At 47.2% G+C, this 23,206-nt stretch carries 17 protein-coding genes; 16 read left to right on the forward strand and 1 reads right to left on the reverse strand.

What is annotated here, in order from left to right; genetic code table 11:
* The first annotated feature begins 169 nt into the window (after positions 1-169).
* Genes ACMCM8_RS03170 through ACMCM8_RS03180 form a run of 3 tightly spaced genes read left to right on the forward strand, consistent with a single transcriptional unit; the run spans position 170 to position 6,338 of the window.
* Positions 170-1,522 (forward strand): TolC family protein, encoded by a 1,353-nt coding sequence (locus tag ACMCM8_RS03170; RefSeq protein WP_412725382.1) that lies wholly within the window; start codon positions 170-172, stop codon positions 1,520-1,522.
* A gap of 12 nt (positions 1,523-1,534) precedes the next feature.
* Positions 1,535-3,142 carry an efflux RND transporter periplasmic adaptor subunit gene (locus ACMCM8_RS03175; RefSeq protein ID WP_412725384.1) on the forward strand — a complete coding sequence of 536 codons (1,608 nt, stop codon included), beginning with the start codon at positions 1,535-1,537 and terminating at the stop codon, positions 3,140-3,142.
* Positions 3,135-6,338 (forward strand): efflux RND transporter permease subunit, encoded by a 3,204-nt coding sequence (locus ACMCM8_RS03180; RefSeq protein WP_412725386.1) that lies wholly within the window; start codon positions 3,135-3,137, stop codon positions 6,336-6,338. Before ACMCM8_RS03175 ends, ACMCM8_RS03180 begins: the two co-directional genes overlap by 8 nt.
* Positions 6,339-6,470: 132 nt before the next feature.
* Here ACMCM8_RS03180 and ACMCM8_RS03185 read toward each other — a convergent pair whose 3' ends face one another.
* The gene (locus tag ACMCM8_RS03185) at positions 6,471-7,709 is read right to left on the reverse strand and encodes a dipeptidase (RefSeq protein WP_412725388.1); all 1,239 of its coding nucleotides are present in this window, start codon (positions 7,707-7,709) and stop codon (positions 6,471-6,473) included.
* Positions 7,710-8,159: 450 nt separating this feature from the next.
* Between ACMCM8_RS03185 and ACMCM8_RS03190 the strand changes: the two genes are divergently transcribed.
* The 13 genes from ACMCM8_RS03190 (at position 8,160) to murC (ending at position 23,206) form a co-directional block, all read left to right on the forward strand.
* A complete protein-coding gene (locus tag ACMCM8_RS03190) occupies positions 8,160-8,933 on the forward strand; it encodes a SapC family protein (protein WP_412725390.1) in 774 nt (257 codons plus the stop codon).
* A gap of 162 nt (positions 8,934-9,095) precedes the next feature.
* A complete protein-coding gene (locus ACMCM8_RS03195; protein ID WP_412725392.1) occupies positions 9,096-9,935 on the forward strand; it encodes a hypothetical protein in 840 nt (279 codons plus the stop codon).
* A 424-nt stretch (positions 9,936-10,359) separates the two neighbouring features.
* Positions 10,360-10,818, forward strand: coding sequence for a division/cell wall cluster transcriptional repressor MraZ (gene mraZ, locus ACMCM8_RS03200; RefSeq protein WP_412725394.1), 459 nt, complete (start codon positions 10,360-10,362; stop codon positions 10,816-10,818).
* Positions 10,815-11,756, forward strand: coding sequence for a 16S rRNA (cytosine(1402)-N(4))-methyltransferase RsmH (gene rsmH, locus ACMCM8_RS03205; RefSeq protein WP_412725396.1), 942 nt, complete (start codon positions 10,815-10,817; stop codon positions 11,754-11,756). The genes mraZ and rsmH overlap by 4 nt, the downstream gene beginning before the upstream one ends.
* Complete coding sequence (ftsL, locus tag ACMCM8_RS03210; RefSeq protein ID WP_412725398.1) at positions 11,753-12,088, forward strand: cell division protein FtsL; 336 nt, start codon at positions 11,753-11,755, stop codon at positions 12,086-12,088. Before rsmH ends, ftsL begins: the two co-directional genes overlap by 4 nt.
* Positions 12,085-13,887 carry a penicillin-binding transpeptidase domain-containing protein gene (locus ACMCM8_RS03215; RefSeq protein WP_412725400.1) on the forward strand — a complete coding sequence of 601 codons (1,803 nt, stop codon included), beginning with the start codon at positions 12,085-12,087 and terminating at the stop codon, positions 13,885-13,887. The genes ftsL and ACMCM8_RS03215 overlap by 4 nt, the downstream gene beginning before the upstream one ends.
* On the forward strand, positions 13,877-15,427 hold the full coding sequence (locus ACMCM8_RS03220) for a UDP-N-acetylmuramoyl-L-alanyl-D-glutamate--2,6-diaminopimelate ligase (RefSeq protein WP_412725402.1): 1,551 nt from the start codon (positions 13,877-13,879) through the stop codon (positions 15,425-15,427). Before ACMCM8_RS03215 ends, ACMCM8_RS03220 begins: the two co-directional genes overlap by 11 nt.
* Positions 15,424-16,833 carry a UDP-N-acetylmuramoyl-tripeptide--D-alanyl-D-alanine ligase gene (locus tag ACMCM8_RS03225; protein ID WP_412725404.1) on the forward strand — a complete coding sequence of 470 codons (1,410 nt, stop codon included), beginning with the start codon at positions 15,424-15,426 and terminating at the stop codon, positions 16,831-16,833. The genes ACMCM8_RS03220 and ACMCM8_RS03225 overlap by 4 nt, the downstream gene beginning before the upstream one ends.
* On the forward strand, positions 16,827-17,909 hold the full coding sequence (gene mraY, locus ACMCM8_RS03230) for a phospho-N-acetylmuramoyl-pentapeptide-transferase (protein ID WP_412725406.1): 1,083 nt from the start codon (positions 16,827-16,829) through the stop codon (positions 17,907-17,909). Before ACMCM8_RS03225 ends, mraY begins: the two co-directional genes overlap by 7 nt.
* 6 nt (positions 17,910-17,915) lie before the next feature.
* Positions 17,916-19,292 carry a UDP-N-acetylmuramoyl-L-alanine--D-glutamate ligase gene (gene murD, locus ACMCM8_RS03235; RefSeq protein WP_412725408.1) on the forward strand — a complete coding sequence of 459 codons (1,377 nt, stop codon included), beginning with the start codon at positions 17,916-17,918 and terminating at the stop codon, positions 19,290-19,292.
* Positions 19,289-20,680 (forward strand): cell division protein FtsW, encoded by a 1,392-nt coding sequence (gene ftsW / locus ACMCM8_RS03240; RefSeq protein WP_412725410.1) that lies wholly within the window; start codon positions 19,289-19,291, stop codon positions 20,678-20,680. Before murD ends, ftsW begins: the two co-directional genes overlap by 4 nt.
* Positions 20,673-21,761: an undecaprenyldiphospho-muramoylpentapeptide beta-N-acetylglucosaminyltransferase gene (gene murG / locus ACMCM8_RS03245; RefSeq protein ID WP_412725412.1), complete on the forward strand. Its 1,089-nt coding sequence runs from the start codon at positions 20,673-20,675 to the stop codon at positions 21,759-21,761. The genes ftsW and murG overlap by 8 nt, the downstream gene beginning before the upstream one ends.
* Complete coding sequence (gene murC, locus ACMCM8_RS03250) at positions 21,761-23,206, forward strand: UDP-N-acetylmuramate--L-alanine ligase (RefSeq protein WP_412725414.1); 1,446 nt, start codon at positions 21,761-21,763, stop codon at positions 23,204-23,206. The genes murG and murC overlap by 1 nt, the downstream gene beginning before the upstream one ends.

The following is a 23,206-nucleotide window of genomic DNA, read 5'->3' on the forward strand; positions in this document are numbered from 1 at the left end:
TTAAGCGCTAATTCTCAACGGCAAATCTCATCGCGTTTTTTCTCAAAAGTTGAGGTACCCGGCACTAGGGCGGGGGGCTTCATTAAAACCTTGTTAAGGCAAGGTCAATTGCGTCGATGAGAACGCCATAGTGGGTAGATTACATCGCGAATTACAAGCGAAGGTTACTATGACAATTCAATGGTGTGGTGTTTCTAAAAACACAACGAAAGCAATACTTACAAAAGGGCTTCTGCTTTGCCTGATAGGGTTTCAGGCTACCCTGCAAGCGGAAGAGTTATCGCTTGTCCGGGCACAGCAATTGGCCATAGCGCAGGATCCCAACTTGAAAGGCAATGGCTACCGGGAAGAAGCTATTCGTCACGAAGAACAAGCAGCAGGTTACTGGTCAAACCCACAGCTTTCAGCGTCGTTACAGAACCTGCCAACTGATGGCTTTTCCCTTGATCAGGAGCCGATGACGCAATTTAAGGTTGGCGTCAAACAGCAGCTTCCCCGAGGAGACGTTAATCATTTAACTCAGCAACGCCTTGCGGTCATGGCAAGTAAAGTGGGTACAGAGAGTGAAGCGCGCAAAGCCTGGGTAAAAAAAGAAGTATCGGCATTGTGGTTAGACTGGTACTACGCCAGTCAGCGGTTGCAATTACTGGATAAAGAGAAACATTTACTCAACCAGTTACTCGATGTTACAGAATCGCGATACGCGCAGGCGTTAGGCGGTGCACAGCAGGGTGATGTATTACAGGTGCGTTTGGCTATTTTGACATTAGAGGATAAGCAAACCCAAGCAATTCAGGCACAGCATGAAGCCAAAGCTGCACTGTCTCAATGGCTTGGCGCACCGCTTACTGGGGTAGTTGCCCCCGAGCGTTTTGAACAACATTCATTGTTAACCGAGTACAAGTTAGACACTTCAACATTCTTTCAACTGATAGGTGAAAGTGAGCCATTTACCCTTTTACAGCAACACCCGGAAGCCCAGTTACTACAACTGCAAACCCAGGTTGAACAGAAGCAACTTGCGATTGCGCGTGAGCAAACCAAGTCGCAATGGAGTGTAGAGGCCAGTTATGGCTACCGGCAGGATGCCCAAAATGGCGCAAGTCGCGCAGACTTTGTCTCTCTTGGCGTACAAGTAGACTTACCCTTTTTCACCAAACCTAAACAAGATGCGTCTATTTCAGCAGCAGCATCAAAAGTGAATGCGCTAAAGACTGACTTTCGATTAAAAGTCAATGCGTTAGCTGCGCAGGCTGACGTATTAAAGGCGCGCTATGTCTCCCTCAATGAGCGCAAAGCTTTGTACCAGAACGGTTTAGTCGAAGAAGTGGCCGAGCTGGCGCAAACCCTGCTGACCTCATACACCACAGACACGGCTAATTTCAGTGAAGTGATTAACGCCAACATTCGACAAATTCAGGTGGAGGATGAGCTTTTACGCATACAAATGAGTGAAGCCAAGACCTTGTCATCTCTGTTGTATTTATATCTTCCTGCCTGGCAGGCAGCCTCGAACACCTAAAGGATTTCACTCATGACTTCGCAACAATTACGTTCAAATACAGTGACCAAACGGACCGCATTTCTATGGGGACTTTCAGGCGCTGCTTTGGCTTTTATCGGTAGTGCTTTCCTGTGGTGGCTTTTTTCGAGTGATGGGGAAGAACATGGTCCAAACCAGGATCGACAGGCTCAAGTTGACAATGAAAAGGCACCTTTATATTGGGTCGCCCCTATGGACGACAGCTATCGCCGCGATAAACCGGGCAAATCGCCCATGGGAATGGACTTGGTGCCGGTTTATGCTGAATCTACCTCAGGTACACAGGGCACGCGTTCTCCAGGCACCGTAATGATTGCGCCTAATGTGCAGCAAAACATGGGAGTGAAAACGGCGCAGGTACAAGTAGGTAAACTTGACCTATCGGTAAGTGCCATTGCAACAGTGAGTTACGATGAAGATCAAATTGTACATATTCATCCACGGGTAGAAGGCTGGATTGACACACTGCATATTAAAGCCCAAGGAGAGGAGGTGCGTGAGGGGCAGCCTCTTTATACCCTTTACTCACCAGAATTGGTCAGCGCTCAGGAAGAGTATGTGCTGGCGTTAAAGCGCAATGACACGCGCCTAGAAGAGGGCGCAAGGCAACGACTTGAGTCGCTGGGCTTATCGTCAGATTTTATCAATAATTTGAAAAAGACCCGCAAGGTAGTGCAACAGGTTACCTTTAACGCCCCTCAAAGTGGAGTAGTGGAGGCAATGACAATACGTGAAGGGTTTTACGTTCAGCCCGGCACGACCATTATGAGCATTGCTAAATTAGACAAGGTTTGGGTACTTGCGGACATTCTTGAAAGTTACGCGGGCACTGTGAAGCTTGGTGATAATGTCATCGTCACCCATTCCTCTAATCCAATGGTGGTGTGGGAAGGGCACGTTGATTATATTTATCCTTCTTTGTCGGCAACCACTCGTACCTTAAAAGTGCGTGTCCCGCTATCAAACCCTAAGGGTTTGCTCAAACCTAACATGTTTGCCAAGGTAAAAATTGTCCCTCAGCACGTTGACCCGTCTTTGTTGGTCCCGAAAAGTGCGGTTATTCAAACCCATGACCAGGCACGTGTTGTACTGACAGACTCTCAGGGACATTTTAAGTCGGTGAATATTCAAACTGGTCGCCAGGATGAGCACCATTACGAAGTCATTCGAGGACTATTGCCCGGCGATGAAGTGGTTACATCGGCGCAATTTTTAATTGATTCAGAATCTTCCAAGGCCAGTGATTTCAACCGGATGGAAGCGCCCGATCACCAGGCTACTACGTGGGGAAAGATAGAAAATATTACGCCCCATACTCAAGATAACGCTGGCTTGACCATGATGACCATTGCGCGCGGGCCAATTGAAAAATGGGGCAGGGGGCCAGCCACCATGGACTTTGCACTTTCTCCCCATATTATGCCGTCTCAATTTAAGGTGGGTGACAAGGTGGTGTTCACATTTGTTACTGGAGATGAATTTACGGTGATTGATATGAGACATTCTTCCCACGAAGAGGACGCCTCGTACATGGAAAAACCACCACAGTCACCATCCAAAGACGACAGCGGTCACACTATGGATATGCATCATGATTGAATCAGTTATTCGTTGGTCTGTGAATAATCGGATAGTCGTTCTGTTGTGTGCTGTCATGCTGAGCATCGCCGGGGTGTGGGCAGTAAAGCAAACCCCGGTGGACGCGATCCCAGATTTATCCGACGTGCAAGTTATCGTAAAGGTAAGCTATCCTGGACAATCGCCCCAAGTAGTCGAAGATCAGGTGACCTTTCCACTCACCACGGCGCTAATGGCCGTACCAGGGGCCCAAACAGTACGCGGGTACTCTTTTTTTGGTGATGCCTATGTGTATGTGATCTTTGACGACAATACCGATATGTATTGGGCGAGAAGTCGTGTACTGGAGTACTTAAGTCAAGCGGCTCCTCAACTTCCCGATGGTGTTACGCCGCAATTAGGGCCAGATGCCACAGGGGTGGGCTGGGTCTATATTTATGCGCTGCGAAATACCGAAAATGGTAGCAATACACTGGATCTTGGTGAGCTAAGGGCACTGCAAGACTGGTTCTTAAAGTTTGAGTTGCAATCAGTCGAAGGGGTATCGGAAGTCGCCTCAGTTGGGGGAATGGTTAAGCAGTATCAGGTGATTGTTGACCCCGAGAAACTGCGCGCATACAACATTATGCCCTCGCACATTGAAGTGGCTTTAAACAAAGGCAATCGTGCGACAGGTGCTTCTGTTATTGAACTGGCAGAAGCTGAATATATGGTGACGGCAGAAAATTATATCCAGTCAATTGCAGATATCGAGGCTATTCCCACCGGTGTTATCGAAAATGGTGTCAGTATTACTATTGGCGATGTAGCCGATGTGGTGGCCGCCCCGTTAATGCGTCGTGGAATTGCTGAACTCAATGGTGATGGAGAAGCCGTCGGCGGCATTATCGTAATGCGCTATGGTGAAAATGCCAAAGCCACCATCGATGCAGTAAAAGCCAAACTGGCTAGCCTTCAAGGTAGTTTGCCTGAAGGGGTAGAAATTGTGCCTGTCTATGACCGTTCCACGTTGATTAACAATGCGGTAGATACCCTGTTTGATAAGTTAGTGGAAGAACTCATTGTGGTCGGGCTGGTGTGTTTGGTGTTTTTGTTTCATGTGCGCTCCTCGTTAGTGGCCATGATCAGTTTGCCTATTGGGATCCTTGTGGCGTTCATTGTAATGAAGCTACAAGGACTTAACGCTAATATCATGTCCTTGGGCGGCATCGCGATCGCCATAGGTGCCATGGTTGATGGTGCCATTGTGGTGGTTGAAAACTTGCACAAACACCTTAATGCGGTTGATGAAGGCAATCACGATGCTATGACGTCCGTTGAGAAATTGGACAATCACTCGAGATGGAAACTGGTCATAAAGTCAACCGCTGAAGTGGGGCCTGCCCTGTTCTTCTCATTGCTCATTATAACTGTCTCTTTTGTGCCTGTGTTTGCGCTGGAAGCACAAGAGGGCAGACTGTTCTCTCCACTGGCATTCACCAAGACTTACGCCATGGCTGCTGCTGCGGCGTTAGCCATTACACTGGTGCCAGTACTGGCGGGCTACTTTGTGCGAGGCAAAATAAAGTCTGAACAGCAAAACCCCATAAACCGCGCTTTAGTCAGTGTGTATACGCCTATTTTAAGGGCGGGATTGCGTTATCCCAAAACGACCTTAGCCGGTGCTTTGCTTCTTTTACTTTCCTCATACTGGCCTCTCAGTCAACTGGGAAGTGAGTTTATGCCTGAGCTCGACGAAGGGGATTTGATGTATATGCCGACCACTTATCCCAGTATCTCCGTGGGGAAGGCGAGGGAATTACTGCAACAAACTGACAAGTTAATCGCGACAGTGCCGGAGGTGCGCAGCGTCTTTGGAAAAATAGGGCGAGCAGATACTGCCACTGATCCCGCGCCGTTAACCATGATTGAAACCTTTATACAGTTAAAACCGAAAAGCCAGTGGCGAGAGGGCATGACTACCGAGAAACTCAAACAGGAGTTCAATGAACTTGTGAAGTTTCCCGGTTTAACCAATGCGTGGGTGATGCCAATTAAAACCCGTATTGATATGTTGGCAACCGGCATTAAAACCCCAGTGGGTATTAAAATTGCAGGTCCCGAACTTGAAGGTATTGAAGCAATTGGCAAAGAAATAGAAGCACTGCTACCCAATGTTGCACACACAACATCGGTGTACGCAGAACGGGTGGTAGGCGGTCGCTATATTCACATTGATGTGGATCGCACTTTAGCTGCCCGTTATGCCATGAGCATTGCTGATGTGCATGCGCTGATTGGTACAGCTATTGGTGGCAGAACCATTACTGCATCGGTAGAAGGACGAGAGCGCTACCCAGTCAGTCTGCGTTTTCCTCAGGCGTATAGAGAAAGTCCAGATGCCCTTAAACGCCTGCCGCTGGTCACGCCAAGCGGTGCCCATATTACCCTAGGTGATATTGCCAGTGTGGGAGTCAGTCAGGGGCCGGCAGGAATAAAGAGTGAAAATGCACGGCTAAATGGTTGGGTATTTATCGATATTGATGGGGCTGACTTGGGAGGGTATGTAGATAACGCAAAGGCCTATCTCTATGACAATCTGTCACTGCCTGCGGGTTATTCCCTGTCGTGGGCAGGACAGTTCGCGTATCTTGAAAGGGCCAAAGCCAAGTTGTCTATCGTCATCCCAGTGACACTGGTTATTATTTGCCTGTTACTGTTTTTGGCGTTTAAGACACTTAAGGATGTGGTGTTGATACTCGCTACCTTGCCTCTGGCTCTCGTGGGCAGTGTGTGGCTGTTATACAGTCTTAACTTTAATTTGTCTGTGGCTGTAGGCGTTGGGTTTATTGCTCTAGCAGGCGTTGCAGTGGAAATTGGCGTTATTATGCTGGTGTATCTTAACCAACATGTCGATGAGGTTAAGCGAAACGCGAGAGAAGACGCAGTAAACAGTGGTTTTTCTGATACCAATCCATCGGACAATCTTGTTGAACGCGTTAAGCAAGCGGTGATCCACGCCGCCACCATGCGATTGCGCCCAGTAATGATGACATCGTTTTCTATTATTATTGGCCTGCTTCCCGTGCTTCACGCCAGTGGAACTGGCAGCGAAGTCATGCAGCGTATAGCAGCACCTATGGTAGGGGGAATGCTAAGTGCATTATTGTTAACCTTAGTGGTATTGCCCGTGGTGTTTTACCTTACAGTCAAGCCAAGTGATCAAACCAGGACATAAAGACAGGATATAAAGCCGGTTGATAAACTACGAGGGTAGGAAAACCAACATGAAAAAGGAGAGCTCATCAAGCTCTCCTTTTTTGTCTGCATACCTCGTTGCCCGAAAGCTTGTGAGGCTGGTCAGTAATTATTAGTGCTTAGCAGCGTAATCCTCTACTTGCTGCCAGACTCTCAGTAAGTTGCCACTTAGTATTTTTTCAATGTCGGCACGACTGTACTGCCTGTCGAGTAAGCCCTGAACTAAATTGGGAAAACTCGCCACATCTTTAAGGCCAATTGGCAAGGAATCACCCACACCATCGTAGTCAGAGCCTATACCCACATGGTCAATACCAACAAGCGACACCACGTGGTCAATGTGGTCAAGTACATTGTCTAGTGTTGAATAAGGGTAGGGTACTTGCGCACGGTATGTCGCCTCAAAATTTTCAAGATTAGGGCTGTCTTCCCCTTCTTTTTCTTTTAGCGCATTGCGGGCGTTTGTCATGCCAGTACGCCATTCTCCGGCTTCTTTTGACACAAAGCTCGAACCGAAGTTGATCATAATGACCCCACCGTTTTCACCCAGTTTTTTGATCATGTCATCATTCATATTGCGTTCAAACCCAGGGGTAAAACGACGCAATGAAGAATGGGACGCAATAACAGGTACCTTAGTGAGTTCGATAACTTGGTAGAACGCGTCGTCAGACACATGCGAGATATCCAACATAATACCGATATTGTTCATCTCAGTGACCAGCGTTTTTCCAAACGGACTTAACCCTTTCCATTTGCGACGCAAATCGTAGGAAGAATCGGAAATGTGATTCGCCTGGCTGTGGGCTAACGTAATGTACCTTATTCCTCGCTCGTAGAAAGCTTGCAGATTGTTTAAATCACCTTGAAGTGGTGAGCCGTTCTCCATACCCATGGGCAAAGAAATGATGCCTTGCTCGAAATGGGTTTTTACCTCAGAAGGGCGCGTAGCAATCGCAAATTTATCCGGTGCTCGGGCTACAATAGCTTCTACTGAATCGATGAGTTCGTGGGCGAGCTGCGTAGACTCAGGTGAATTGTCCAAACTCGCGGGTACATAAATGCTCATAAAAGGGGCATTTAAGCCACCTTGTACAGCACGGGGATAATCAAAATCGCCGTCAGAAGTCGCTTTAGTGACATCAACCCATTTTTCTTTTACACGGTAGGGCACGTCAATATGGCCGTCCACAATAATTGTTTCTTTGGCGATGGCAACAGCGGTCTTTGAGGCGGAATAAGTTTTTGTATTAGCGTCTGGACCAGAAGTTGCCGAAGTTGCTAATGCAGAGCAACTTAATAAAACGGCAATGGCTAACGCAGTTTTGGTCAATGGGAAGCGCCCCTTCATATTCGTTTTCCTTGTTATGGTATTTTTATCGTAAGATCGATTAGCTTAATTCTACGTGGAAGCGTGATAATCGCGATACAGATCCTAACATTGTGAGTGCGTGTTGCTGTTCACATTCACAATATGAACAGAGAGTAATGCAAATTATCCATCGTCACAATGGGGCCTTTTAGGAGTACATTCGCCAAATAAGCCGTGGGTTGACTATTTTTAGAGCACTTGTGCTTGTTCACGTAAATTTTACATTGCAATAAAAATTTAAAACTTGTTATGGTGGAGACTGCGTGACTTCATTGCGCGAATGCGTAATACTCCTGACCGCGCCGCCCCTTATCGATGAAAGCATGATCGATGTCAGAATTGCATCTGAAGGGCCTACGTAATTTTAAGTGTTTCCCGACCTCCTCACGTATTTGCCGGGACCACAGTAAACAAGTATGAGAAATAAATATGGCTATTAATTTTGTACCGCTAGACAAAGAAAAACACAAAGACCTCAAGGTTGCGGTAAATTCTTCTTTCAGCTTCGCGAAAAATACTCACCTGGCTGCCGCGTCTATCCGTGAATTTGCACAACTTGCTTCTACTATGCCGCTAGTATTCATTGAAGATACTAATGCTAAGCGTCACCACGTAGTGACTATGCTTGGCATGGAGCAGGGCCAGAACCTGTTCCTTGCAGGTGAAAGCTGGAAAGGTCCTCACATACCGATGAATATCCTTCGCTACCCATTTGACGTACGTCCAGATGGCGACAAACTGGGTGTATTCATTGATGAAAACAGTGATCTTATCTCTGATGAAGGTCAAGCGCTTTTCACTGCAGAAGGTGAAGCGTCTGAGTTCTTGGCAAGCCGCCAGAAGTTCCTAGCTGATCTGGCTAACAGTGAAATGCTGACGCAGCGCTTTGTTGCTAAAGTCGTTGAGCTAGACCTACTTGACCCAATTCAAATTCGTTTGACTTATCAAGACGGAAAACAGCGCAATGTGACCGGTATGATGAGCATCAATGAAAAGAAATTGCTTGAGCTTCCTGAAGAGCAAGTTTTGGAACTGCACAAAGCCGGCTTCCTAGGCGCGATTTACGCGGTAATGATGTCAATTGGCCAGCTAAACCGTTTGGTTGAATTGTCAAATGACACAGAAAACCCTATCCGCAGCATGCAATTGTCAGCGGTAAGTGCACAAGCTCAACCTAGTGGTGAAGAAACGCCAAGTGCGTAATTTTCCCTAGTGGTTAACTAACGAAAAACCCCGCATCGGCGGGGTTTTTTTATGTCTGAAACCTTATTCATCTAACGTCATCTTTTGTTCAGAATTCGTTAAGTTTTAATGTCTTATCTTAAAGTCAGTTTAAAAACAGGCTCTTTTTTTAAGGACAAAAACATGGATATCAAGGTTAACTTTTCCCAATTTTACAGTGTAAAAACAGCGGTCGCGGCAGTATTAATTGGCACTGCACCACTGTGCTTTATCAGTACTGCTCATGGGGCAATACAAAATGAAGTACAAGTGCTGGCGGTTGATGCAGAAGGCGCAGATGACAATCTCATAGGCGCACAATATATTCGCTATTTAGATGCCGTACAATCAAACACTGGCGCTTACCTTATCAACCCATACTTGCAGCGTGTTTCCAGCCTTTCAGGCGGGTATTACACGGTGGACGACCTCGACGTATTTACCCTCGGTTCTACGTTTTATTTAAACCAAGAATGGATGATTGATCTTCAAGGGTTACATACGAAATCAGACGGTATGTACGGTGACATTGAGAATACCTCTGTCGATTTTAAAGTTGGTTTTAATCTTATTCCTGAATGGCAAATAGGCGCTGGATTGATTTATCAGCGAGCGAGTTACGACTTCAACGATGGCGTGGATATATTTAAAGAACGTTACAAAGAAACGTCTGCTATGGCATTCACGCGCTATACCACAGTCAACAAAATGGGCACAGGATGGGATTTGACGGCTGAATATATCGCTTATGATGCAGATACTTTGTCAGCTACTGCACGGTATTTCTTCAGCCCGGGGTTCAGTATTGCAGGTACCTATACTTTTGTTAATGGTATTGACGATTTAGACAACGACAATAGTGCGGGTATAGAATTGGATTATTGGTTCAACGAGCAATTCTCAATCAAAGCATCTTTTGAAAAAGACCTCGATAATGACGACGGATCTGATATTGCTTCGTTAACGGCATCTTACCGATTCTAATTATTGCAAGGCGAAAGCCTTACATTACCCCTTCGACTTTACGCAAGCAGATAGGGCGTAAATACCTAACTCCAAGCGAAGCGATTTTAGCTTCGCTTTTATTTACCTATTGTTACTACGATTTGCCCTCATTTGATGCCATTCGTCGCATTTAGTCTGCTTTGCATGTTTATTTCTTCACCCTATTGCTTTGTTTTTGTACGTCTAATCATACACTTCCTTAAACTACTGTATGAAAAAACAGTTTAAACCCAGTAAATACGCGGCTTTCACGGCACTTTTCTACTTGACAGTGGGGATCATTGCTACCTAAACTGTAACTTAGTGGGTAAATGTGGCGAATTGTGGATCAAATCATCATCACTTTGCAGATTAGTACTCAAATAATAAGAAAACCAAGAGCAAAAAATAAAAGGCTAGGGGAATGTTCCGCGGCGCTAACGCAATCAATCTTGATACAAAAGGCAGACTGGCTATACCGACGAAGTATCGCCAACTGCTGCTGGATGATTGCCAGGGACAGCTAGTTTGCACAGTCGATACACAACAAAGTTGTTTGCTGCTTTACCCACTTCCCGAATGGGAAGAAATTGAGTTAAAACTCACTAAACTTTCCAGCATGATCCCTGCAGAACGCCGAATGCAGCGTTTACTGCTTGGGCATGCATCAGAAGGCGAAATGGACAAAAGCGGACGTATTCTAATTCCTACGCCGTTACGTGCCCACGCCAAACTCTCAAAAGAAGTCATGTTAGTTGGTCAGTTAAACAAATTTGAAATTTGGGATGCCGAAGTATGGGCACAACAAATCGAGGTTGATATCGACACCGAACGCAAGGGCGAATTTGAACTTACCGAACGATTACAGGACTTCTCACTATGACCCAGTCTAGCGAATTTAAACATATTTCCGTGTTGCTTGACGAGTGCATAGACGCGTTGGCTATCAAGCCTGATGGTATCTACATTGATGCAACTTTTGGTCGCGGTGGTCATTCGGCACATATTCTCAATGCTTTGGGCGAACAAGGGCAACTAATTGCTTTTGACCGTGACCCGCAAGCGATCAAAGCGGCTGAACAGTTTGCCAACGACAAGCGATTTCGAATTATTCACTCGCCCTTTGGTGATATGGCAGAAGAAATCGAAGCATTGGGTTTAACGGGCAAAATTGACGGCGTATTGATGGATTTAGGGGTATCGTCGCCGCAACTTGACGATGCCGAGCGCGGGTTTAGCTTTTTGCGTGATGGACCCCTTGATATGCGCATGGACACTTCACGGGGGCAAAGTGCGGCACAATGGTTAGCCAGTGCAGAAGAGCAAGACATCGCGCAAGTGATCAAAGAGTTTGGTGAGGAAAAATTTGGCAAACGCATTGCACATGCCATTGTCAATACGCGCGTGCATACCCCCATCACCCGAACTGCGCAATTGGCTAAAATCATTGATGAAGCCGTGCCCGTTAAAGATAAATTTAAGCATCCCGCTACGCGTGCATTTCAGGGTATCCGAATCTATATCAACGCCGAGCTGGAACAGCTGCGGGTGGGGTTAAAGGCCGCGACACAAGTTTTGGCTAAAGAAGGCAGATTGGCCGTTATTTCTTTCCACTCTCTTGAAGACAGATTGGTTAAACGGTTTATCAAAGAACAGAGTAAAGGAAAATCGGTTCCGCATAATTTACCGATTACTCAGGCTGAAATAGATGCAGACAAGGTGCTAAAAGCACTTGGAAAAGCTATTAAACCGTCCGAACAGGAGATAGCGAACAATGTTCGCTCCCGCAGTTCTGTGTTACGTGTAGCGGAGAAATTATGACTCAGCGCACGCCGGATAAGGCCGGAACCAATTTTAATCTTTTGTTGATTATTGTGTCAGATTTAACCCGCAACAAGTTGCGGGTTTTGTTGTATTTAATGGTTATTGTAAGTGCCATGGCGGTGATTTTAAGTAGCCACCACAATCGACAGCAAGTGATAGCCCTTGAAGACTTAATGCAAGAGAAAGATGAGTTGGATGTACAGTGGCGTAATTTAGTGTTGGAGCAACGCGCTTTGACGGAACACAACCGCATTGAAACACTGGTAGAAAAACAATTGGGTATGTATCGTCCAACTGCAGACGACGAAGTTGTGGTGAGATTAAAATGAGCCTGATTGAGTCGTCCCAATCTCTCCATGTTTCCCGTGGCCCCAACAAAAATTTGAAATCTGGTGCCAAACAGAATGTCACGCCTAGTCTGGTGCATTGGCGTTTTGTGGTGGTGCTGGTGGTGATCATGATGGTATTCGCCGTATTAGCGACTCGAGCAGCGTACATTCAAGTTATCGAACCAGATGAACTGATCCAACAAGGCGACAACCGCACATTGCGTACACGGGATATGCCTGCCTACCGAGGACTGATTACCGACCGCAACGGGGTTGAATTAGCGGTAAGTGTGCCCGTTCGTGCCATTTACGCAGACCCAAAAGTTATCCACGACAACAACGGATTTGAAGAAGCTCGCCGTTGGGAAGCGCTGGCAGATGTATTGCGTCAGGACGTAGATGAACTTAAACAAAAAGTCGCGAATCCAAAACGCCGTTTTGTCTATCTACAGCGTCAGGTGTCACCGGCCATGGCTGAATACGTAGACAAACTGGATATTCCAGGTATTTACCTGCGTCGTGAAAGCCGCCGCTACTACCCGACGGGCGAAGTGTCGGCGCAGCTAATCGGCGTTACCGATGTGGATGATTCAGGGGTTGAAGGACTTGAGCGGATGTATGACGAGTGGCTGACTGGTACGCCGGGGTCGCGCAAAATAAGGCGGGATGCCAAAGGTCGCCAGGTTGAAATTCTAGAGACTACGTCAGGTGAAAAAGCGGGTGACTTGCAGCTTTCTATTGACCAACGCATACAGGCGCTGGCCTATAAAGCCATCAAAGAAGCCATGATCTATTATCAGTCCAGCTCAGCGTCAGCCATTGTTATTGATGTGAAAACTGGCGATGTATTAGCCATGGTCAACGCGCCGTCTTTTAATCCCAACGACAGAAATGACATTTCTCCGCATAGAATGCGCAATCGCGTGATCACCGATGCATTTGAACCAGGATCTTCGCTTAAACCTTTAGCCGTGCTTACGGCGCTAGAATTTGGCGAAGTAGAGCCTGAAGATGCCGTAGATACTCATCCGGGTTGGATGCGCTTAGGGGGAAGTCTGGTCAAAGACACGCGGAATTACGGTGAACTGACGCTTGAGGAAATTATTCAACATTCATCCAATATGGGGACGTCAAAACTCGCGTTGTCTGTGCCGAAGCAATTTATGTTAGACACTTATTACAACATGGGGTTAATGAGTGACACTGGGCTCAATATGGCCGGTGAAAGTAGCGGTATCTTCCACGAGCGTAGCCGGTGGTCCGAATTTGAGTTGGCCACCTTGTCATTTGGCTATGGTATCTCAGTTACCACAGCGCAGCTTGGTAGGCTTTACGCCACGCTGGCTAATGGTGGAATTAAAACTCCGCTGAACATTATCAAAGCCCCTCAGCAGCCCGCATGGCAGGCACAAGCTGAACGGGTAATTAGCGAAGAAAATGCCAATGCTATCGTTCAGATGATGGAGAGTGTTACCCAGCGTGGCGGCACGGCCACCAAAGCCGCAGTACCTGGGTACCGCGTGGCCGGAAAAACCGGTACCAGCCGCAAAGCGGTAGCAGGGGGCTACGGTGAGGAATATGTGAACATTTTTGCGGGGATTGCACCTGTGTCTGATCCTCGTTTAGTGACGGTGGTACTTATCAATGAACCGGGGGGGGATTTATACCATGCCGGCGACACCGCAGCTCCAGTATTTTCATCGATTATGGGCGGTGCGCTACATATATTGAATATTGCCCCTGATGATAAACAAGTTACATCTAGTCGCCTGTTGAAAGGAGGTCAAAGTGGTAGTTAGTGCCTTTGTTCAAAGCATTCGGGCTTTGTTGGCCAAATTCGGTATTGATGCCCCTGATATTCGGGTAGAAGGGTTAACCTTAGATAGCCGTGAAGTGAACACGCGCTTGATATTTGTAGCAGTAAAAGGGCATGAACGAGACGGTCGGGATTTTATTCCCCAGGCAATCAGTTTAGGCGCCAGAGTCATACTGGCGCAAACCGACGACATAAATGCCCATGGTCAAATGGAGATGCGTGATCACAGTGTGATTATTTCCCTTTATCAATTGCCCGAAATGTTATCTGCTCTGGCGGCGGCTTTTTACGATTATCCGGCCCAAAAAATGACCACAGTGGCAGTGACCGGAACTAACGGCAAAACTTCTACAGTCCAGCTGATTACGCAGCTTAAGGACGCACTGGGTACACGCAGTGCAAGCATTGGTACGCTTGGTAGTAGTGTGTTTGAAGGCGATGATACACACTGGGTCAACACGCCAGCAGCGAATACCACGCCCGATGCCATACGTATGCAATATTTGTTGGCAGAGTTTGTGCAAGGAGAGGTCCGTCATACGGCGTTTGAAGCCAGTTCCCATGCCTTGGTGCAGGGGCGCCTTGGTACGCTCAAAACAGATATTGCAGTTTTTACCAATTTGACCCGAGATCATCTCGATTATCATGGCACAATGGACGACTACGGTAGCGCGAAACGCTTATTACTGTCCCAGCCAGGGTTAAACGCCGTCGTACTCAATGCCAATGACAGTGAAAGTCAAAAATGGGATGCGCAAGCGGGCAGTGAGATTGAGCGGATTTGGATAGGCATCGAAGAAGAGAGTGACACTATGTCACACCTTTATCGCAACAATCCTCAAGTCCGCCATTGTTTCGCCACAAATGCCTCGTATCATTCGGCTGGATGTCGTTTTGACTTATCGTCTTCGTGGGGTAGCGCAACTATTTCACTACCGCTTTTTGGCAAATTCAACATCAGTAATGTGCTTGCCGCTATAGCCACTTTACTGGCCGAAGGTGAGCAATTCGATGATGTGGTAAAGGCGGTAAATGCGATTGTTCCCGTGCCGGGAAGAATGGAAGTGTTCCCTCTTTCAAAAGCGGCAAATATTGTGGTGGATTATGCTCATACCCCCGACGCGCTGGAAAAGGTGCTTCGCAGTGCAAAATTCCACACTACGGGAAAAGTGTGGTGCGTATTTGGTTGTGGCGGCGATCGCGATAAAGGAAAACGCCCATTAATGGGGCAAGCAGCGGAAAGCGGTGCAGATGTCATTGTTATCACTACTGACAATAGTCGAAGTGAAGACCCCGAGGCAATTGCACAAGATATTATGGCAGGGTTGGTCAAACGAGAGCATGCGATATCAATTCCAGATAGGGAAAGTGCTATTCGGCATTGCTTAGCACATGCCGCGCAAGAAGACATTATCGTCGTGGCTGGTAAGGGGCACGAGGATTACCAGATTATCGGTAACAATAAAACTAACTATAACGAACGTGCAGTGGTGGCGCGACTGCAACAGGAGTACAGCAAATGATAACAACAACGCTGTCTTGGATAGCCGACAAGGTTAACGGAAAATTGATTAACAATGGTGCAGATATCGCAATATCTGCCGTGAGCACCGATACACGTACCATAGAAGATGGTGCGTTGTATCTGGCACTCAAAGGGGCCAATTTCAACGGGCATGATTTTGTCGCACAAGCGGAAAAAGCCGGTGCCAGTGCGGTGATTGCCAGTAAAGAGGTCAACACCACTTTACCGGTTATTCAGGTGGAAGATACCAAGCTGGCGCTTGGGTTGTTAGGTGCCGCGGTAAAAGCGGAAGTGGCACCTAAGACTATTGCCATTACTGGCAGTAGTGGGAAAACGACCGTAAAAGAAATGTGTGCATCGATTCTGGCTCGCCGCGGTAATGTGCTGGCAACAGACGGTAACTTCAACAATGATATCGGCGTTCCGTTAACCCTGTTGCGTTTGGAACCTCATCACGAGTTCGCCGTTATGGAGCTGGGTGCTAATCACCTGGGCGAAATTGCTTATACCACTAACCTGGTTAAACCTGATGTGGCCACGATTGTGAATGCTGCCGCCTCTCACTTAGAAGGGTTTGGTAGCCTTCTTGGTGTTGCAAGGGCAAAAAGCGAGATCTTTAAAGGTTTAGGTAAAGATGGCATCGCCATTGTTAATCAAGATAGCCAGTTTGCCGATTTTTGGCTTGGTAAGTTAAAGCAAACCAAGACACTTACGTTTGCACCGGATCAGAAAAACCACGCCGATTTTCGCGCCGAGGATATTACGATTGGCCTGGATGGCTGTGCTTCGTTTCACTTAGTCTGTCCACAAGGTGAAGTGGCTATTCAATTAACTATCCCTGGCGTTCACAACGTGGGTAACGCGTTGGTGGCCGCTGCGCTCACTTTACAAGTCGGTGCAACGTTAGAAAATGTACGCGATGGTTTACTTTCCATGAAGCAAGTAAGTGGCCGGTTAAATGTAAAGCAGCTGACTGCGCAAGTGAGGCTGTTGGATGACACCTATAACGCCAATGTGGCGTCTGTCAGTGCCGCAATTGATACCTTGAGCAGTTTCTCTGGTATTACTGTTTTAGTCTTAGGCGATATGAAAGAACTGGGTGAAAAAGCGCGCTACTACCACGAACAAGTAGGTGAATACGCGAAGGAAAAGGGCATTGATTATTTGTATACCATGGGGGTATTAAGCCAATCAGCCAGCGCGGTGTTCAGTGAGAATAGTGGTCACTTCAGTGATGTTGAAAGTTTACTAGCGGCGATGGAGAGTGATTTGTTGTTACATCAGCGCGATATTTCTATTTTAGTTAAAGGTTCACGAAGCTCCAAAATGGAGCGCGTGGTAGAGGCAGTAGAGGCCTCAGCGCTGGGAAAGCTTGATAGTCGTCGGGAGCGCATTGCATGTTAATTTGGCTCGCCGACTGGCTGACGCAATTTGATTCAGGGTTCAATGTTTTCTCTTACCTTACCCTGCGCGCTATTCTCAGTACGCTGACCGCATTGCTGATCGCTATTCTTATCGGTCCCAAAATGATTCGATATTTGCAAACTATGCAAATAGGGCAAACCGTGCGCGATGACGGCCCGCAAAGTCACCTGTCTAAATCCGGCACCCCAACGATGGGGGGGCTTCTCATATTGGCGGCAATTGTGATAAGCGGACTGCTTTGGGCTGATTTGACTAACCGTTACGTTTTAGTGACCCTTGGTGTTACGGTCGCGTATGGCGTGATTGGATTTGTGGATGATTACAGAAAGGTGATCCGCAAAGACGCCAAAGGGCTAATAGCTCGCTGGAAATACTTCTGGCAATCTGTGGTCGCCATTGGCGTAGCGTTTTACCTCTACAGCAGTGCCACGTTAAGTGCAGAAACGTCTTTGCTGGTGCCTTTTTTCAAAGAGGTGTTTCCTCAACTTGGCGCATTTTTCATCATTATCACTTATTTCGCTATTGTCGGCACCAGTAACGCGGTGAATCTTACTGATGGTTTAGATGGTCTTGCTATTGTGCCGACCATTTTGGTCGCCGGCGCTTTTGCCATTTTTGCTTATGTGACAGGTAATGCGAACTTTGCCGCCTATCTCAATATTCCCCATATACCACTGACCAGTGAATTGGTGATTGTGTGTACAGCCATGGTGGGAGCGGGTCTCGGCTTCTTGTGGTTCAATACTTACCCTGCTCAAGTATTTATGGGCGATGTGGGTTCGTTGGCGTTGGGCGGAACATTAGGCGTGTTGGCCGTACTGGTTCGTCAGGAACTCGTGCTCATTATTATGGGTGGGGTTTTCGTTATTGAAACCCTATCAGTCATTTTGCAGGTCGGCTCTTATAAATTGCGTGGTCAACGCATATTCCGTATGGCGCCTATCCATCATCACTATGAATTGAAAGGGTGGCCAGAGCCCCGTGTTATTGTGCGCTTTTGGATCATCTCAATTATTTTGGTGCTGGTGGGTCTGGCAACATTGAAGCTGAGATAATTGTTAATGGCATATCATATACACGAGCACAGTTATGTTGTCGGTGGCCTCGGGGTGACCGGACAAGCTTGTGTACGTTTCTTATTAGCGCAACATGCCAAAGTAAAAGCGTTTGATACTCGGCCTACGTTTTCATTGCCGGAAGACCTGCTGGCTACTATGCAAGATGATGTCGTCACTGCCTCTGAGGTGACTAAAGCGTATTTCAACGGCGTCGATACGCTGATACTGAGCCCTGGTCTTGCACCTACCATAGAGCAGGTGGCGCTGGCGAAGGAGTGTGGTGTAGAAGTTATTGGCGATATTGAGTTATTTGCGCGATTAAACCGCAGTGCTCGCCACCCTAAAAAGCTGGTCGGCATTACCGGTTCTAATGGTAAAACCACGGTAACCTTATTAGTCAATCACCTGTTAAATGCCTGCGGTGTTAGCAGTATTGAAGCGGGAAATGTGGGTCGTCCCGTATTAGAAGCATTGGATAGCGATGTTGACGTGGTGGTATTGGAGTTGTCCAGTTTTCAGTTGGAAACCACCACAACTTTGCCATTGTGCGCAGCCACCATATTGAATATTTCTGATGATCACTTAGATCGTCACGGCACGTTAGAAAACTACATTCAGGCAAAACAACGTATTTTCAATCACGCACAGTCAGCGGTGGTGTGGCGCGATGGCATACATATTTCGCCAGATACAAGCCATGCAGCCACTATCGACAATGTGTTGGAGTATGGTTTGGGAGCCTGTGCAAAGGGTTTTTCGATTAAGTCAGTTGAAGGCAAACAATACATAGCGTTTAATCAGCGCCCACTAATCGCCATTCAAGCTATACATTTGGCGGGCATGCATAACGTGTTAAACGTGATGGCTGCGCTTGCGATTTGTCACGAATTAGGTGTATCCCCTGAAGCGGCTGTTCAACATATTGGATCGTTTCATAGTGCGCCCCATCGCTGCGTAGAAGTCGCGCGAATTGAGGGTGTGCGATATATCGATGACTCAAAAGCGACTAATATCGGCGCGACTATAGCCGCGCTTGAAGGATTAGCGCCTACTACTGAAGGTCACATTATTTTAATCGCAGGCGGCGACGCCAAAGGTGCCAACCTTGCCACCTTAACCCCTTATTTAAACCAGCATGTTACTCACGTGTTTGCATTGGGAAAAGATGCACAACAGTTTAAAGATTGTTTTGCCCCAACTACCCTCGTATCGTCTATGGAAGAAGCTGTCGCTCAGGCGCGTCAAGAGGCACGAGACGGTGACGTCGTTTTGCTCTCTCCAGCATGCGCCAGCCTTGATATGTTTGATAATTACATGCATCGCGGTGATGTATTTGCTCGTGCAGTACACGCATTACTCTTACAGGCGACAGCGTTATGATGTCGGCTTCCACTAAGTTAAGCGAACTGTTTTCGGCACGTCACGATAGCCCGTCTCAGGGAAGTCATTCTTATGATGTCACCCTCATATTAATTGCACTGGCGTTGATGAGTATTGGCGTGATCATTGTAACGTCAGCCTCTATGCCCGTTGCTGACCGATTACACGATAACCCCTTTTACTTCGCCATTCGTCACGGGATTTATATCGTCGGCGCTATCATTGCTGCGATGATTGTGCTGCAACTTCCTATGCAATTTTGGCGCATGACCAACCCCTATTTGCTGCTCGCTGCAATAGGGTTGCTGATCCTAGTACTGTTGGTAGGGCGTACGGTAAATGGTAGTACACGTTGGCTTGCCATAGGGCCAATTACAATCCAGGCCGCAGAACCGGCAAAATTATTCTTTTTTGCCTACCTTGCTGGCTACTTGGTACGTCGCTACGAAGAAGTCACGGAAAACCTAAAAGGGTTTATTAAACCTCTGGTGGTTTTCTTCGTGCTCGCCATGTTATTGCTTTTGCAGCCCGATCTGGGAACAGTCGTGGTTATGTTTGCAACTACTATAGGCCTGCTATTTTTGGCTGGCGCCCGCTTATGGCAATTTTTCGCGTTGGTGTTTGTGGGATTAATGGCTGTGGTGGCGCTTATCGTATTTGAAGAATATCGATTAAAACGGGTGACATCTTTTTTGGATCCGTGGGCAGACCCGTTTGGTGCAGGTTATCAGTTAACCCAATCATTAATGGCGTATGGTCGCGGAAACTGGTTTGGGCAAGGACTGGGTAACAGTCTGCAGAAACTCGAGTTTCTTCCCGAAGCGCATACCGATTTCGTCATGGCTATTTTAGCCGAAGAATTGGGCTTTGTCGGTGTATTAGGCGTACTAGGACTGATTTTATGGATGGTGCTACGGGCGTTAAATATTGGTAATAAAGCACTTGAAAAAGGTCGGGCTTTCGATGGTTATTTGGCCTACAGCATTGGTATTTGGTTTAGCTTTCAAACTGCCGTTAATATTGGGGCAAGTGCGGGTATATTGCCGACTAAAGGGCTGACTTTACCCTTGGTAAGTTATGGCGGATCGTCGCTGATTGTGATGTCAGTTGCCGTTGCCATTCTTCTTCGTATTGATTTTGAACTGCGCGTAGATGGGGTACAAGCCCTCGGCAGAAAAGACAGTAAAAGGCGTGTCATAGCGAGTAATAAGGCACAAAGTCAAAAAGCCAGTGACGTAAAGACAACGAAAGACAGTAACGCACCGGATGAGTCTAAAACGACAGACAGCGCTAAAGCGCAAGTGTCACAGAACGCAGAAGAAATAGAAGGAAAAGCTGGTATCAAAGCAATACTCGCCAGGGTGGCGCAGGAGGCTGACAATGGCTAAGCGCTGTCTAATTATGGCTGGAGGAACCGGCGGCCATGTATTCCCAGGTCTCGCCGTTGCTACCTCGCTACGTCGCGAAGGCTGGGACATTCATTGGTTGGGCACCGCAGAGCGAATGGAAGCTCAGGTTGTCCCTAAGCACGACATTCCCATTCATTATATTCCGGTTAAAGGGCTGCGAGGAAAAGGCTTGTCGGCCAGACTAAGTGGTGCTGTAGCGCTGGTCAAAAGCTTGTTTTCTGCCAGACGCATCATTCAGCGGATCCAGCCCGATATTGTGGTTGGATTCGGCGGTTATGCGAGTGGCCCTGGCGGAATTGCAGCCAAATCATTAGGTATACCGGTTATTATTCACGAGCAAAATGCAGCCGCCGGCATGACCAATAAGCTATTAAGTCGAGTGGCAACTAAAGTGTTACTTGGCTTTAACGATGCTAAAGAACAATTTTCAGCAGTAGCAAACAACGTGCATACTGTCGGCAATCCCGTTCGCGACGATATTTTAGCGGTTAAGCCTAAATCATCTATCGGACAATCGACTCACTTGAATATGTTGGTGGTGGGCGGCAGCCTTGGTGCACAAATCCTAAATGAAACAGTACCTAACACCTGTAGTGGACTCGCTGGACTAAATATCAGGCATCAATGTGGCAAGGGAAACAAGCGCAGCGTTGAACGCGCCTATCAAACTGCAGGTGCTGATATGGATACCGTTACCGTGAGTGATTTTATTGATGATATGGCTGGCGCCTATGAATGGGCCGATTTTATCATTTGTCGCGCGGGAGCATTGACAGTAAGTGAAGTCGCAGCTGCAGGTAGAGCGGCTATTTTCGTTCCTCTGCCTCACGCGGTGGACGATCATCAGACAAAAAATGCACAATCATTGGTTAAGCAAAATGCTGCTTTAATGATTGCGCAATCAGTCCTTAAAGAAAACCTAGGGCAGGCAGTGCGTCAGTGGTTACAACACCCACAAGACTGTCTTAAAATGGGCGAACTTGCAAAAACATGTGCAAGAACGCAAGCCACAGAACAAGTAGTAAGCCACATAAAAAGTGTGGTAGGAGTAGGGGACTAATGGTATTTAAAACCCCATTTGAAAGCCCGCAAATGCGTCGGGTAAATAAAATTTTTTTTATCGGCATTGGCGGTGCCGGTATGGGCGGTATTGCTGAAGTACTGCTCAACGAAGGGTATGAAATTTCAGGCTCTGACATTCAAGCAGGGCCAATGACACAACGCTTAAGTGAGCTAGGTGCAGATGTCAAAATTGGCCATCGTGCGCAAAACGTGGAAGGCATGGATGTCATCGTGGTGTCCAGTGCCATTAATGAACAAAATCCTGAAGTTATCGTAGCGCGGGAAAAGCGTATTCCGATAATTAGACGGGCAGAGATGCTCGCTGAACTCATGCGTTTTAGACATGGCATCGCTGTCGCGGGCACCCATGGTAAAACCACGACCACTAGCCTAATTTCGACCATTTTCGCGGAAGCGGAATACGACCCCACTTTTGTCATTGGCGGTTTGTTAAATAGTGCTGGCACTAACGCCCGTTTAGGGAAAAGCCGTTATTTAATCGCTGAAGCAGACGAAAGTGATGCCTCGTTCTTACATCTGCAGCCAATGGTATCGGTAGTGACAAATATTGAAGCCGACCATATGGATACTTATGGCGGGGATTTCTCCAAAGTAAAAGATACCTTTGTCGACTTTTTATCAAACTTGCCCTTTTACGGGCAGGCGATCGTGTGTGGAGACGATGCCAATATACAGGACATTCGACCTCGCATTGGTAGAAGCATCATTACCTATGGTTTCGAAGCACATAACGACTTTCGCGCTGAAAACGTGACACTGTCATTTGGCAAGGCGAATTTTACTGTCATCCGCCCTGATCGTGAACCGTTAGACATCACCCTTAATCTCACTGGTAATCACAATGTGTTAAATGCCCTGGCGGCTATTGCGGTGGCGACTGATGAAGGTATTGATGATGACGCTATCGTAAGTGCATTAGCAAGTTTTGGCGGTATAGGTCGTCGCTTTGAGCAGCTTGGTACTTTCCAGACGAGCAAAGGGCAAGTTTGCCTTGTGGATGACTATGGCCATCATCCGACAGAAGTGAAAGCAACTGTCGCAGCGGCGCGGGCAAACTGGCCAGATAAGCGGCTGGTGATGATTTATCAACCTCATCGCTTTACCCGTACGCGGGATCTTTATGAAGACTTTGTCGATGTGTTATCGAGTGTCGATGCTTTGCTGTTACTGGATGTATACGCAGCAAGTGAACAGCCGATAGAAGGCGCTGACAGCAAATCATTGTGTCGCTCAATACGGCAGCGGGGACAAATTGAGCCTGTCTACGTAGGAGACAAAGACGCCTTGCCCGGCATCTTAGCGAACATTATGCAAGACGGCGATATTGTGATGACCCAAGGGGCAGGCAATATTGGTCAAATAGCCAAACTACTCGCGCGCTATGAACTAGAGCCATCGTCGTTGTTGGAGGACAGTGAATAA

Source organism: Alteromonas sp. D210916BOD_24 (genome assembly GCF_047159385.1).
GTDB lineage: Bacteria > Pseudomonadota > Gammaproteobacteria > Enterobacterales > Alteromonadaceae > Alteromonas.